The organism is Mucilaginibacter sp. P4_A11 (assembly GCF_056402535.1).
This window is the reverse complement of sequence record NZ_JBFUHE010000011.1, coordinates 78,089-91,437: the sequence shown is the minus strand read 5'-3', so window position 1 is coordinate 91,437 and position 13,349 is coordinate 78,089. Positions and strand designations below refer to the sequence as shown.

Here is a 13,349-nt window from a genome sequence, read left to right as displayed (position 1 = left end):
ATACTCACGCTGTCGTCGCTGTTTTTGTATACCCTTTGTTCAGCGCAATCATCCGCCCGGGAATTCCAAAACTTAATCAATGTTGCTACTGCCCTTCGCTGGCGCACGCCTCTGGCGTGTGATAATTTCAGCAGAGCAATCAGGTAAAAGCTATTTGACACTATTGCGTAAGTTCATAAACATGCAAATCCCGGATGACTCATATATCTGGGATTTTGTTGTAAATAGGTAAGCCGGTATTTTAAATAAGTTAAGAAATCTGTTATAACTGGACAAACAGGCGATGCCAGGTTATCGGGATAATGCCGGCATGCCGCGATGATTATCTATTGAAAATTATTACTCATCTGGAACATCGGCAGGTACATGGCAATGAGAATCACACCTACGATAGCCCCTAAAAAAATGATGATCAATGGTTCCATCATGCTGCTGATCGTAGAGGTCTTGTATTCTACTTCGTCTATATATTGTTCTGATATTTTAGCGAAGAAATAATCAAGCTGGTTGGTTTCTTCTCCTACTTTTAACAGCTGGATCATTTTGGCGGGGTAGATCTTAAACTGCTGCAGACTCTGATGCAGGGATCTTCCTTTCAGGATGTCGTCTTCCACTTTTTGCAGCGAGGATTCGATCGGGTAATAGCCGATCATTTGCCGGCTCAGAGCGATAGCCCTTAACAAAGGCAACCGGGCATTGATCAGCAGGCGCATGGAATTACAAAAACGGGCCAGGTAGATCTTTTGCACGATATTGCCCGCAAGCGGCAGGCGCAGCACCAAAGCGGAAATAAATTGCCGGTAACGTTCTGTTTTGCGGCTGTACCAGGTCAAACCCGTGATGACGGCGATCACCATCACAAAATAATAAAAGTTATTTTCCAAAGCCTGTGACATACTGATGATCTTTTCTGTGATCCAGGGAAGCTGGCCGCCAAAACGTTTGAACACATCGCCGAACATAGGCACTACAAATTTCAGCATAAAAAATACCGCACCTAAAGAAGTACTTAACACCACACAGGGATAGGTGAGCGCGGAAACGATTTTCCGGCGCTGTTTGATCTTGTTCTGATAGAATTTCGCGAGATCCCCGAGCACTTCAGTCAGCTTGCCGGTCTCTTCGCCGATCTGTAAACTGTAAACCTCGTAAAGGGAGAACTTGCCGGTTTGCTCCAGTGCCTGTGAAAAAGGCACCCCTTTCAGTACGGCTTCCTGGATCTGACTGAACAACTGCTTATCCTTTTCTTTTTCCTGGTCGGCAGTGATGAGTTCAAAACTGCTTTTAAGGTTGATGCCTGCCAGCAGCAGGGAGTTCAGCTCCAGGTACAAAGCTTCTTTTTTTTTATCACTCAGGTCCCGGCTGCCAAAACTGATGTCCTTATTGAGTAAAGCCGAGAGGCTGCTTTCGCTGCTTTGCTTTAGTGGCTTTGGCTTTTTTTTAGGTTCGTACCTGCTCAGGTCAATGTATGGCATCAGTGTAAGGGCTGGAATAGATTAACAGAACTGTATGATTTATGGTAATGATACGGAATTTTCTGTCCGTCCGCCAACAACACGATTTGCAGATCATCGATTTTCTTTTCCTCGCCGTCGGGCGTATTGCCCTCAACAGGAACAGATTCAAATGAGGTACTAAAGCTTTCGGTGCTGATTTTAAAAGTATCCGCAAGCAGTTTTTGGCGGATCACCCGGTCAGCCTGGAATCGGTAAATGACGGTATCTTTATTGCTTCTCATGGTCACCGTATTACTATCTCTCCATATAATTTCGGCTTTATCAATATCCCTGCTCAGGCGCCGGTCAAGGAAGGCGAGGGTGCTGGTTTTACTATTACGGTCGACAAAAGAGAGGTATGATTTACTGATGATGGCATAAGCACTGTACATCAGGCCGATCACAATAGCAGAGATGAGCATCGCAACAGTAAGTTCCATGATCGTGAAGGCCGGGACCCTATTTTTATTCTTCATGGTCAATGATCACTTTTTTAAGCCGGGCTACCTGCTCGTGGTTGGGGTCAAAAGCGGTCAGTGTAATGGCCGACAGCCCGGGCTCGTTTTCAAATGGGGTTATTTCCTGTTTGATGGTCAGATCATCAACAGAGATAGTTTGATCGGTATGATCTTTTGCCTGTTCGGCCTGAAGCAACGTGTGCTGTAATATGGCCTGCGCCTTCAGCTTTTTAACAGAAAGCGACAAACGGTTTACATTGGTAAAGATCATCATGGCGATACCGAACACCACAATAATAATGATCATCGAGATGATCACTTCCAGTATGGTAGATCCCTTGACGCTATGTTTGTCTGTCAGTTTGCTTCCAGCCATTGTAGGATTTTTTTGGATTTTCCGGCAACAGGTGTAATGTCGCTGCTCAGATAATAGCGAGAAAGCGCCCGGGAGTCCATGCTGACATTGATCAGGTAATTTTCGTACATGGTAAATTCGCTCTGGTATAAAAAGCGTTTAGTGAAAACACTACCGGCTATCGTTGTTCCGCTTCTCAGGTTTAAAATCCCCATGGAATAAACCTGCCCCAGCACCCTGGTCTTTTTGCCAAGTGAAATAACCGGCGGCAGTTGTTGATCGTCTCTCTGATAGCTAAAAATTAACCCTTCACAATTAGTTCGGTCCCCGATGTTTAATTTAGCAGGCAGCCCCACGGTATTGCCAGTGGTAAAGCGAAGTATGCCAAGGCAGGATGGGTAGCTGAAATTACAATTGCGTTCTACACTGATGGAGTCCGTAGCGAAAAACTGGCAGCTGCCCCGGAAACCACTCTTGATTAATATACCTTTGGCGAATACCAATACATTGTTCAGGCGGGTAGTGCTGTCGATGACCAGGGTGGTGTCGGAATATAAAATAATGTTCCCATTAAGGCTGACATGGCTCATTGTCTTTGCCTTTTTACCAAAGCTGTAACTGAGGGTTGATTTCAGAAAAGACCGGTTAATGCTGTCCGTCCCGGCGGGGAGATCGTTAACGGGCGGTGAAAACGATAATTGTTTTTTCAGATAATCCAGCCTGGCTGCGGAAAGTGGCGGCAGCTTTCTTTCGCTGTCAAATGTTTTGCCGTTAATAATGTTCTGATCGCCAGTATAAGCCTGGTTGTCCACGTAGGCTGTCCTGATGCCGGCCTTGGGAATATATACGTTTCCCCGGATAAGCGTATTACCGCTGACGGAAACAGGACGGTCTTCATCGATCAGGTATAAAGCCCCCCATTTAGTGGAGTCGATACTGTTTGCTAAAGAAAAAACTTTATAAAGCGTGTCCCTGCTGATGAATGCGCTTGCACTGCATACATCAAAGATCCCCCAGCTTGTTTTTTTTAAGTTTATCGAATCTGCATCGCCTTGGAAAAGGCTGAAAATACGCCCATCCTTATAAATACTATCCCTGCTGTTGAGTAAAATAGAGATGCCGGAGTTCAGGTTGTTCTGCAACTGGTCGGTACGGAACTTTGCCTGGTATTGGGATTTATAAAGGTATGCCGCCACGATAAGTGCAGAACAGATCACGCCAATAACCAGGGTGATCACAATGACCATATACAGGGCGGAGGCTTTGAGCATGTTATGGTGTTTTGGGTTGCTGGGGATCGGCAGCTTTCTTTTTGAAAATGTTGATCTTTTTAAGGAAGCTGCCGTTTTTAGCCGGTACTATTTTCCCGTTTTTGTACAGGGTGGTTTTAACAGAATCGGTAGCTGCATGGTAAACGATCTTGCCGTCCAGCTGATCATGATCATATCTCCCTGACTGCGTTTCGTTACCACTGGCATCATAATAGGCGAATTTTCCTTTTTTTACACCTTCATCCCAGGTAATGATACTGCTGAGCCGGCCCGCTTCGTTCCAGGTTTTCCAGGTGCCATCTTTGAGGCCGGCCTTAAATCCTCCCTGCATAATCAAATGATGGTTCCTGTCAGCCTCCTCGTAAATGCCGTTGAGCAGCTTGCCGCTGAAACCGCCCTGTTGCTCATGGATGGAATTACTCCCAAACCAGTAATACAAGAGCCGCGGCGATGTGGAAACCGTACCTGAAACAGGGTTCACCTGGGTGCGAATTGTTTTCGCTGAATCACTAATATGAATATTATAAAGGCCGTAATCCGGGATTTGGGCCATAGCACCGCGGAATGACAGAATGAAAATGAAAAGTAATAGCTTTTTCATGGGTTTGCTGGCTTAAGGGGGATGTATTTTATTTTGCCCTGGTAGTTGACCCTGATCGAGTCCCGCAGGTTTTTGATCAGTTTCAGACTGCCAGTCGATTCGCCTTCGCTCATCATCAGTTCTGTTCCGTTCAGGTGAACCATGGCCACCAGCTTTTTCGAGTCCGGGTTTCTTACATATCCCACGTATCTGATAAAATCCCAGTTCATGGCGGGCGCAACCGGATGATGTCCTGCCTGCGCCGGGCCCGCGGGAATATGCTTATAGCTGACGGTATCTTTAGCGGCCACCATACCAAAGGGATCGCGGTAGTTCAGCCGCAGGTGCGTGGTATCCCGGGGAACAGTATAATCATTATAGGCTTCTTTTTTTACAGGCCCCGATATGGCTGGCTCATCCGGCTCATTATCCCCCATTGCCCCGAAAACACGGTAGAGGATCAGCCCCCAGACGATCAGGACGGCGGCACCGAGCAGGTATGTGAATTTCTTATTCTTCATATGGCCTGTTATTGCAGTACAAAGCTTTGCAGCGCCGAAGGAGTACTTTCATTCCCGGCTGCATCAAGCGCGGTGACCTGCCAGTAGATCCTTTCCCCGGATGCCCCCAGGGTGAAACTGTAAGTATTGGCATTCAGTAAAGCAGGGTAGGCTGTGCTGTACAAGGTAGTCGAGTCGGCCTTGTATACATATAGTTTATAGATGGATGCCGTGGCCGATTTAGTCCATTGCAGGCTGACCGGTTTATTGACCACTGCGTTGTTTTGCGGTGAGCTAAGCGTTACACCGGCAGGTGCGGTGGCGTCGAAGCTGATATTATTGACAACAGACCATTTGGATTGTTCCGTAGCGTTCTCAGCCCTTACCCGCCACTGATAGTTCTGGTCTTTGGGGAATTTATAAGTATACTGCTGGCCCGGGATAGTCAGGTCAATGAGTATATTGCTGGCATCAGCAAAATTATTGGTGTCTGCCTGGATGTGGTAGTTAACAGCACTGAAAAGTGCCCCCCATTTAAATGTTATACTGCTTTGATTGGTGACCGTATTGTTTGCAGGGGAACCGAGGATCACGGCTTGAGCGGTAAGTGATGAAGGGATGACGGTAAGGTGATTAGGCGTACTGAATTCCGTTTGGGAGCTGCCGTTCTCTGCCCTTACCCGCCATTGATATTCTCCGGGGTCGAGTGTTAGTATAAAGCGGTTCCCTTTAACCAGGGTATCGGCAACCAGGCCGCCAACGGTATCAAAGCCGGGTGTTACAACCTGCAGACGATAGTAGAGTGCATCCTCCACTTCAGCCCACCAGAAATTAATATTATAGTTTGTACTTTGATATTTATTTGAAGGTGCGTTGAGCGTTACCACTCGTTTGCTGATATTCGGCTCGATAAAATCCTTGCAGGCTGACAAAGAAATCATTAGCAGGACAAATAATATCTGTGCGGGTTTAAGTTTCATTTCGACTAAATTAAATATAATTCATGAAATGGTTTAAATGATTTTTGAACCCCGGATTAGCAAAATGTCAGCGTATCATGTTTTCGGGCTGGGGCTTTCTCACTGTTATAATTTACTCTTGGTGAATTATTGCTCTTCGCTTAGTGTATAATAAGCAATCTTTAACCGGCTGAATATCAAATATTATTAAATGAGAGTATTTGCACCGAATTAAATATTTGTTAGCTTAGTGCTGAAATTTAATAATGAAGTTACCTAAATTAAAATCACAAAAGCGCCTTGCCGCGTACACACTTACCGAGATCCTCGTCGTGCTAGTGATCATCGGGATATTGGTCTTGCTGGTGTTACCCAACCTGCTCCCGCTAATTACGAAAGCCAAAAGTACTGAAGCGAAATTACAGCTCAATCACTTACAGGTATTGGAAAAAAACTACTTCTACGAGCATTCCAAATATTCCAAGGACCTAATCGAGCTGGGCTTTATCCAGGAAAAACTGAGTACGGAAGGAAAGGATGCCAAAGCTAATTACCGGATTGAGATCACCAACGCATCCAATACCGGCTTTACAGCCAAAGCTACTGCTGTCGTTGATTTTAACGGTAACGGTACGTTCAATGTTTGGGAGATTGACCAGGACAAGAACCTGAAAGAAGTAACCCCGGATTGAGGTGTCGCTGGTTTTAAAGTTAGTGATCCTGATGGTGCTCAGTGCTTTGGCAGTTCAGGATTTTAAGAGCCGGTCGGTATATTGGTTTTGGTTCCCTTTTTTAGTGGCTGCTTTTGTCGGTATGCACTGGCTAAGGTTTCGTCAACTGGATAATTACTGGGAACCGGTTACTTTCAATCTTCTTTTTGTCAGTTTGCAACTTGCTGTACTGACCATATACTTTTCGCTCAAAAATGGGCGGGTCGTCAATATTACTCATCAGCTTCTGGGCTGGGGAGACATCCTGTTCTTTTTAGCTGCTGCTTTTTATTTGTCAGTATTGAACTTCGTGTTCTTTTATGTGGCAAGTTTGATTGTGGTATTGTTTTGCTGGTTGCTATGGAGGCTCATTTCCGTAAAGAGGGGGCACCACATCCCGCTTGCGGGGTTTCAATCCATTTTGTTGATCATGTTTTTAATTGCTGACTGGTGTTATTTTCACATCGATGTGACGGATGATAACTGGTTACGACATATCCTTTTGTTATGAGAAGCGGGGAAGAAATTTTATTGTTAACCGAAAATATTCATTTGCTCAGCAAGGACCAGGCCTGGCATTACCGTGTTCTGCCCAAAAGCGGAACACACTTCCGGATGGAATTGTATTGCGAAGCCGGAGTGGATGAAGACGGCCTCGCTACTGAACTGGAAGTGTTGCTAGGAAAGGAGGTGTTGCTGGAGCCGATACCGGTGACCATGATCGCCAGGCTGCTTTCCAAGTATTATCTGCGGGATAATGCGGTAGCGGGCGCTACTCAATTACAATTGAGTAATCACGCGGATGATTTTCTCGAGAACCTGATCGCAGAAGCGAAAAATCTGAAGAGCAGCGATATCCACATCGAACGGTATGAACACAAATGCCGGGTAAGAATCAGGATCGACGGAAACATGGTAGAGCGCTACCTGCTCAAAAGCGATGGTTATCCGGCACTGATCAATAAGATCAAGATCTACGCCAATCTGGATATTGCCGAAAAACGGCTGCCACAAGATGGCAGGATCAACTTCAAAAGAGGCGACAGCCAGTTTGATATCCGTGTTTCCGTATTGCCAACCTTATACGGTGAAAAGGTGGTGTTGAGGTTGTTGAATAATGATGCAACTGATATCGACCTGAACAGCCTTGGTTTTTCGCGTTTTGACCTGGAAAATTACCTGCAGGGCGTCAAACGTCCTAACGGTATCCTGCTTATCAGCGGGCCTACGGGTTCGGGAAAGACAACTACGTTGTACGCTACTTTAAAATTATTGAATAAAGAGACTCGGAATATCCTGACCATAGAGGACCCGGTGGAATATACGCTGGAAGGAATCAACCAGGTACAGCTGAAAGAATCAATCGGGCTGGGTTTTGCCGCTGCACTGCGCACTTTCTTGCGGCAGGACCCGGATGTGATCATGGTAGGGGAGATCAGGGACCCGGAAACAGCCAATATGGCAATCAGGGCAGCACTGACCGGTCACCTGGTATTGTCAACTATCCATACCAACTCAGCCTGGGGAACGGTGTCACGCCTGATCGACATGGGGATACCATCATTTCTTGTGGCGAACACTTTAAGCACCACGGCAGCACAACGTTTGATCAGGCTGCTGTGCCCGCATTGCAAAACGCTGCATGATTTTGACAATTCGATGTATCCGCGGCAGTACCGGCCTTCACGTGATGTGGCACATCATTACAAGCCGCATGGCTGTGAACAGTGTTACTATACCGGTTATAAAGGAAGGAAAGCGGTTTATGAAGTCATTCCGATTGACCTTGAGTTAGCCGAAGAGATTAAGAAAGGGAACGCAAATATCCACGGGCTATTGTCGGAGCGCGGTATCCATACGCTGGCAGAGAATGCATTTGAGATATTCAGTGAAGGCTTTACTTCAATTGATGAGATCTACCCACTATTATTTAATTATTAAGTATGATGATGAAAAGAATTTTAATTTTTATGGTTTTTGTCGTTGCTGTTGGTGCCGTCGTTCCGGTTTTAGCTAAAGGAAAGAATGCTGCAGCGAACGTCAGCCCGAGGGGAGGCAGAGCGATCAACATGTTGGCGACATTAAATAAAAAGCCGGAAATATTCGCCGGTAAAGCCGGGAACGCCGAAATGTTCTATGCAGGGAGTAACGGTTATTTGAACAAGGAGAGCGCGGTGAATGATTTGCATTTATTCCGGGCCAACCTATGGCATAACATAGCAAACCCTACAAGGATGAAAACTGTTCCCGCAATTGGAAAAGGGAATTCAGCATTCAGGGATCAGAACATCATATCTGTTTGCGGACCGAAGATAAGCTGCCGCAAAGTGGCCGGCTTCATCCAGAACACCGGTGGCCCGGGGCCAAAGGTACTGATCGAATTATTCAAAGTGAACGTCTATAGTTCCTGGAGGATAGCGGGTGTGCAGGATAACGGTAAAACCGGACCCAGTTTATCCTGGGGCCCGGATCATATCTTGACTTCAAAAAGCATAGACACTTTATTGGACAGGCTGAACAAAAACGCTTTTATTAATCTTGGGCAGGTAGCGCCGGCTTTTTTTGACAACCTGAGGGCGCTTGATGATCATCATAAAATTGAAGTAGGCAGAATACCCAAATTGATCGCAACCAACGCAAAGGCTGCGAAGCTGAGCCTCGGCAGTAAAGGCTATTACCTGAAAAATAAACAAACCGGAAGCGCTACGGCAGCTTCAAAATCTGCGTCCTCAAAAGTTTACGAATTGGTAAATAATGAATTATCGGTCGAGTTCAAACCAGATACATCAAATGATGATGAACTAAGCCTCGGCATCAGTGTGAAGATTGCTAACTCAATTAAAAATCCAGGGGGCTCTTTCGACGCCCCGGTGATCAGTAAATCCGATGCCAGTTTACCGTTTCACAGTGGCGATGTTATTGTTGTAGGCGGGATTGGGCAGTTAGAGAGCAGGGAAACCCCAACACATGATCCGTCCTACAAATGGGTCTTCATGGGGTTACCGAAACCCAAATCAGGCATTGTCAGCATACTGTTTATTAAACCTATGGTTATCAGGTAAGAGAGCGGATGTCAGGCTTCCGGTTAAATAGCTTAGGACTTAACAGGGTAGATGGTAATAAGCGGGAAGCGATTGCACCGCCAGAAGGGGCTTGTCAAGAGCGGGAACCTTCAATCCGGGGCCGAGGACATTATCGATAGAATGTGGAAATCCACAGGAATGAAATGATTTGCCCGCTGTTATTTAATTATTAAGGAGATATGGGGAAAAGATTTTTACTTTTTTTATTTTTTATCATTAGTACCGGATGCCTGAGCCCAACTATGGCGCAGGAAACAGAGCGGATCCAGGGTATCCACCAGAAACTGGATGACCTGACCGTAAGGGTCCCCGGGCTCGGTCAGCGTGTGCAACTGAGGGTCAGTGGTGTTTCGATCAGGGAATACCTGAATACATTGGCACGCGTCAATGGTTTGAATATCAGTGTTGATCCGACGCTGACGGTAACGGTTTACGATACGTTTAACAATGCGACCGCAGCCAATATCCTCATCTTACTGGCGCAAAAATATAACCTGGATATTTCGGTTGTAGGAACAATTATTTACGTTACCCCCTTTCAGGACCCCAACCGTTTTGTGAAGCCGTTGGTGAAGGACATCAGCGCAAAGTATAACCAGGCAGAGAATAAACTGTCACTGGAATTGCAGAATGACAGCCTGTCGGCGGTAGTTAAAAAGATCAGCCAGGTTTCTGGTAAGAATGTGATCGTGCCGGGTTCGCTACAGAATAAGCTGGTAACGGCGTTCATCGAAGGAGCTCCTTTTGACGGGGCGCTGGAAAAGCTGGCTTTTACCAATGAATTGAAAATGGTGAAGACCGGTGACGGTTTTTACCTGTTCCAGCCATTGGGAGAAAATGAGGAATTGTATATCAACGGGGATAAGAACACTTCTGTACGGAAAAATTTCCGGCCTGCCGGGCCTTCGGCTGGAGGCGCGACGGGCTTATATGTCCGGATCGTGAATGGTCAGAAACTGATCTCTGCAGATGCGGTTAATGCGCCGATCAATGATATGGTTAAGCAGGCCTCTCAGGAAACCGGCAAAAGCTACTCGATCTATTCGGAGATCAAAGGCAACATTACGTTGCACGTAATGGATGTAAGTTATGATACGTTTCTCAACCTGCTCTTCAAAAGTACCGAGTATACTTTTCATTCGGAGGGCGGGATCTATATTATCGGTGACCGCAAGCAGGAAGGCTTAAGATCTTACCGGGCCATCCATTTGCAGAACCGCGCTATTGATACGGTCATGATGATGATTCCGTCCGACTGGAAACGCGGACTGGAAATCAAAGAATTCCGGGAACAGAACACCCTGCTGGTGTCAGGATCGGATGCACAGATCAACGAAGTGGAAGCTTTTATCAAGCAGCTTGACGTTTTGGTGCCAAGCGTGTTGGTTGAAGTGACGCTGATCGATATCCATAAGTCAAATACGATATCTACCGGAATTTCGGCAGGCGTTTCAGATAGCGTAAAAACAGGAGGGACGGTCCTTTCAGGCCTGGATTATACGTTTGGGGCAAAATCGATCAACAGCTTCCTGAGCAGTCTGAGTAAAAATAGCTCTATTAACCTGGGTAGAGTGACGCCCAATTTTTATATCAGCCTGAAAGCGCTGGAGGAAAGTAATAATGTCGATGTTCGCTCAGTACCCAAACTGGTCGCACTAAACGGGCACACGGCCAAAATGAGCATCGGCAGCAAAAGATACTATAAAAACACGACCCAGAATGTGATCACGACCACAGCCACGCAATCCATTTTTTCTAATGTGTATGAGGCCGTGAATGCTGACCTGTCGATCGGGATCAAGCCGCTCGTATCGGGCAATGATGAGGTTACGCTTGGCATTAGCGTCAATATTTCTGACTTTACTTCTATCCCGACAGACGGCTCACCGCCGCCCCAGTCGATCAGCAAGTTCGAAACCAGCTTGCGGGTACATAGTGAAGATACCATTGTATTGGGGGGGATTGAAAGGACAGAGAGTGACGAAAGCGGCTCCGGTATCCCTATCCTTTCCAGGATCCCCGTGTTAAAATGGATCTTCAGTAGCCGGACGAAAACCAAGTCTAAAGTAGTGAGTGTGCTATTCATCAAATCGACCATTATCAGATAGGCCTATGGAATTGCTGGACAGGTTTTACGGCATTAAACAGGCGGGGGGGCTGGCTATTGTTATCGGTAAAGATGGCGGCGCTGTGGTTAATTACTGCCAGGTATCCCTGGATGGTAAAAACCTTTCCTTTGAAAAGAAAGTTACCGGGCTAAGCCTGCAAGAATTGGGAAAACAAGGCAAAACAGGAATACCCCTAAGTGTCAGTATCTCCGGCAGGGGCGTACTGTATAAACAATTGGAGAGGATAGATGAGATTGACGCTTCGAATTTCTCCTCAGTGCTCCCTAATGCGTCCATAGATGATTTTTACATACAGCATTTCCCTTCCGGCGGACATTCCTTTGTGGCGGTAATCCGCAAGACGGAGGCGGACAAATGGCTGGATGCTATTTCGGAGCAGGGACTTTCCCCGCTCATGCTGAGCCTGGGACCGTTTCCCGTAGCACATATCCTGCCGCAACTGAATATCTATGATGAGGAAATCATATTTGCCGGTATAAAAATTGAAAGATCTGCAGATAAAAGCTGGGAAAAAGTCAGTTCTCACGAAGAATTCCATGCCCCCTATACCATCAAAGTAGAAAACGAAGTGCTTGACCAGCAATTGCTGCTGCCTTATGCTGCGGCTTTTCAGTTGCTCCTATCTGGCAAACTTGATGCGGTCAGGGCTGATGTATCTGCGCTGGAATCAGCTTTTGATGGATTGATCAGCGAAAGGAAGTTCAAAGTGAACGGTATGGTGATCCTGCTGGTATTTTTCGTTTTGCTGCTGGGTAATTTTGTGTGGCTTTCGGGGCTGAATGCTGACAATGCCCGGCTTGCGGCAGAAGTAAGCAGTTCAGCCAGGACAAGTACAGATCAGCAGGCCTTGAATGACGAGATCAGACAGAAGGAGACTTTGTTAAGAGATCTTGGATGGGACGGCGGGATCAATAAAAGCAGTTTGATTGATCAGGCGGCGGCATTGATGCCCGGGGAGATCACACTAAAAGAGATCAGCTTGAACCCAATTGACGGGGCAGCCGATCATGGTTTTGGCAGCATGAAGTTCCGGGAACGCAAGATCCTGATCCGGGGAGAGTCGGCACAGATCATCCCTGTCAATGAATGGGCAGCCCGGCTTAAATCGAAGAAATGGGTGAAGAACGTGGAGCTGGAAAGCTACAACTTCAATAATGAACTCAATACAGGTATATTCACAATAACGCTAAGCTATTGATATGCTGAAATACTGGCCTTTTAAAAAAGTTTATCTGTTGGTGCTTGGAACTGTTCTGCTGGTTTTTACGGGCTACGAGCTGGCCTTTAAACACACCCTGGATGCCAGGAATGTGAATGGACAACTCAGGGAACAGCTGGCCCAACAAAACAACGCAACTGAGCAACCTGGGTATACCGACCGGAAAAATGCCAACCTGGACAGGATCATTGGCCTTTACCATGCAGATACGGTGACGTACAGGAGCAGCGCGATCAATGCTATAGCCTTCCTCGCGGAAAAAAACAATGTCAAATTTGTAAGTGCCCCGGTGCAGGATAAAGGTTACCATATGGACAAGTATATTCTTCAAAAACTGACTTTCTCAGGGGATTACTTTTCGCTGCTGAAATTGCTGAACGAGTTACATGGAGCAAACGGCACAGGGATGATCCGTTCCTGTGCTTTCAGGGTTCCGTCAAGGCAGGATATGGCGCTGGCAAATGGAAAGGTGTTGCTGGATGTTTTTTTTGAAGTAGTAATTTAAATCCAATCATTTTTAAATCAAATCGCTGATTGAATGTCAGTTGAGAGCAGCAGGAAAGTGTTTTAGTTTTCAGGGAATGCTGAT

General features: G+C 46.3%; 14 protein-coding genes. 7 read left to right on the top strand and 7 right to left on the bottom strand.

The features are described 5' to 3' along the window. Positions 1 to 326: 326 nt before the first annotated feature. From AC1DUD_RS20630 to AC1DUD_RS20600, 7 genes are read right to left on the bottom strand one after another with little or no spacing between them, the layout of a single operon-like run. Positions 327 to 1,475, bottom strand: a complete 1,149-nt coding sequence (locus AC1DUD_RS20630; RefSeq protein WP_477377820.1) for a type II secretion system F family protein — start codon at positions 1,473 to 1,475, stop codon at positions 327 to 329. After that, on the bottom strand, positions 1,475 to 1,972 hold the full coding sequence (locus tag AC1DUD_RS20625; RefSeq protein ID WP_477377818.1) for a PulJ/GspJ family protein: 498 nt from the start codon (positions 1,970 to 1,972) through the stop codon (positions 1,475 to 1,477). The genes AC1DUD_RS20630 and AC1DUD_RS20625 overlap by 1 nt, the downstream gene beginning before the upstream one ends. After that, positions 1,962 to 2,330, bottom strand: coding sequence for a hypothetical protein (locus AC1DUD_RS20620; RefSeq protein WP_477377815.1), 369 nt, complete (start codon positions 2,328 to 2,330; stop codon positions 1,962 to 1,964). The genes AC1DUD_RS20625 and AC1DUD_RS20620 overlap by 11 nt, the downstream gene beginning before the upstream one ends. Further along, positions 2,312 to 3,580 (bottom strand): hypothetical protein, encoded by a 1,269-nt coding sequence (locus AC1DUD_RS20615; RefSeq protein WP_477377813.1) that lies wholly within the window; start codon positions 3,578 to 3,580, stop codon positions 2,312 to 2,314. Before AC1DUD_RS20615 ends, AC1DUD_RS20620 begins: the two co-directional genes overlap by 19 nt. A gap of 1 nt (position 3,581) precedes the next feature. After that, positions 3,582 to 4,181: a toxin-antitoxin system YwqK family antitoxin gene (locus tag AC1DUD_RS20610; RefSeq protein ID WP_477377811.1), complete on the bottom strand. Its 600-nt coding sequence runs from the start codon at positions 4,179 to 4,181 to the stop codon at positions 3,582 to 3,584. After that, complete coding sequence (locus AC1DUD_RS20605; RefSeq protein WP_477377809.1) at positions 4,178 to 4,681, bottom strand: hypothetical protein; 504 nt, start codon at positions 4,679 to 4,681, stop codon at positions 4,178 to 4,180. The genes AC1DUD_RS20610 and AC1DUD_RS20605 overlap by 4 nt, the downstream gene beginning before the upstream one ends. Positions 4,682 to 4,689: 8 nt before the next feature. Beyond that, positions 4,690 to 5,640: a fibronectin type III domain-containing protein gene (locus AC1DUD_RS20600; RefSeq protein ID WP_477377807.1), complete on the bottom strand. Its 951-nt coding sequence runs from the start codon at positions 5,638 to 5,640 to the stop codon at positions 4,690 to 4,692. A gap of 245 nt (positions 5,641 to 5,885) precedes the next feature. Here AC1DUD_RS20600 and AC1DUD_RS20595 point away from each other — a divergent pair, with 245 nt between their 5' ends. The 7 genes from AC1DUD_RS20595 to AC1DUD_RS20565 all read left to right on the top strand — a co-directional run bounded on the left by AC1DUD_RS20595 (position 5,886) and on the right by AC1DUD_RS20565 (position 13,265). Then, entirely contained in the window at positions 5,886 to 6,311 is a 426-nt protein-coding gene (locus tag AC1DUD_RS20595; protein WP_477377805.1) for a type IV pilin protein, read from the top strand. A gap of 22 nt (positions 6,312 to 6,333) precedes the next feature. After that, positions 6,334 to 6,840: a hypothetical protein gene (locus AC1DUD_RS20590; protein ID WP_477377803.1), complete on the top strand. Its 507-nt coding sequence runs from the start codon at positions 6,334 to 6,336 to the stop codon at positions 6,838 to 6,840. After that, positions 6,837 to 8,270 (top strand): GspE/PulE family protein, encoded by a 1,434-nt coding sequence (locus tag AC1DUD_RS20585; protein WP_477377801.1) that lies wholly within the window; start codon positions 6,837 to 6,839, stop codon positions 8,268 to 8,270. Before AC1DUD_RS20590 ends, AC1DUD_RS20585 begins: the two co-directional genes overlap by 4 nt. A gap of 8 nt (positions 8,271 to 8,278) precedes the next feature. Beyond that, entirely contained in the window at positions 8,279 to 9,391 is a 1,113-nt protein-coding gene (locus AC1DUD_RS20580) for a hypothetical protein (protein WP_477377799.1), read from the top strand. A 200-nt stretch (positions 9,392 to 9,591) separates the two neighbouring features. Further along, a complete protein-coding gene (locus AC1DUD_RS20575; protein ID WP_477377797.1) occupies positions 9,592 to 11,520 on the top strand; it encodes a type II secretion system protein GspD in 1,929 nt (642 codons plus the stop codon). Positions 11,521 to 11,524: 4 nt separating this feature from the next. Further along, positions 11,525 to 12,739, top strand: a complete 1,215-nt coding sequence (locus tag AC1DUD_RS20570; RefSeq protein ID WP_477377795.1) for a hypothetical protein — start codon at positions 11,525 to 11,527, stop codon at positions 12,737 to 12,739. 1 nt (position 12,740) lies between these two features. Further along, entirely contained in the window at positions 12,741 to 13,265 is a 525-nt protein-coding gene (locus AC1DUD_RS20565) for a hypothetical protein (RefSeq protein WP_477377793.1), read from the top strand. The last annotated feature ends 84 nt before the right edge of the window (positions 13,266 to 13,349 follow it).

Excerpts from the sequence above, each read along its gene's own strand:
- AC1DUD_RS20615 (WP_477377813.1), bottom strand. The coding sequence starts at position 3,580 with ATGCTCAAAGCCTCCGCCCTGTATATGGTCATTGTGATCACCCTGGTT.
- AC1DUD_RS20570 (WP_477377795.1), top strand. The coding sequence starts at position 11,525 with ATGGAATTGCTGGACAGGTTTTACGGCATTAAACAGGCGGGGGGGCTG.
- AC1DUD_RS20630 (WP_477377820.1), bottom strand. The coding sequence starts at position 1,475 with ATGCCATACATTGACCTGAGCAGGTACGAACCTAAAAAAAAGCCAAAG.
- AC1DUD_RS20585 (WP_477377801.1), top strand. The coding sequence starts at position 6,837 with ATGAGAAGCGGGGAAGAAATTTTATTGTTAACCGAAAATATTCATTTG.
- AC1DUD_RS20625 (WP_477377818.1), bottom strand. The coding sequence starts at position 1,972 with ATGAAGAATAAAAATAGGGTCCCGGCCTTCACGATCATGGAACTTACT.
- AC1DUD_RS20605 (WP_477377809.1), bottom strand. The coding sequence starts at position 4,681 with ATGAAGAATAAGAAATTCACATACCTGCTCGGTGCCGCCGTCCTGATC.
- AC1DUD_RS20610 (WP_477377811.1), bottom strand. The coding sequence starts at position 4,181 with ATGAAAAAGCTATTACTTTTCATTTTCATTCTGTCATTCCGCGGTGCT.
- AC1DUD_RS20565 (WP_477377793.1), top strand. The coding sequence starts at position 12,741 with ATGCTGAAATACTGGCCTTTTAAAAAAGTTTATCTGTTGGTGCTTGGA.
- AC1DUD_RS20595 (WP_477377805.1), top strand. The coding sequence starts at position 5,886 with ATGAAGTTACCTAAATTAAAATCACAAAAGCGCCTTGCCGCGTACACA.
- AC1DUD_RS20600 (WP_477377807.1), bottom strand. The coding sequence starts at position 5,640 with ATGAAACTTAAACCCGCACAGATATTATTTGTCCTGCTAATGATTTCT.
- AC1DUD_RS20575 (WP_477377797.1), top strand. The coding sequence starts at position 9,592 with ATGGGGAAAAGATTTTTACTTTTTTTATTTTTTATCATTAGTACCGGA.
- AC1DUD_RS20620 (WP_477377815.1), bottom strand. The coding sequence starts at position 2,330 with ATGGCTGGAAGCAAACTGACAGACAAACATAGCGTCAAGGGATCTACC.
- AC1DUD_RS20580 (WP_477377799.1), top strand. The coding sequence starts at position 8,279 with ATGAAAAGAATTTTAATTTTTATGGTTTTTGTCGTTGCTGTTGGTGCC.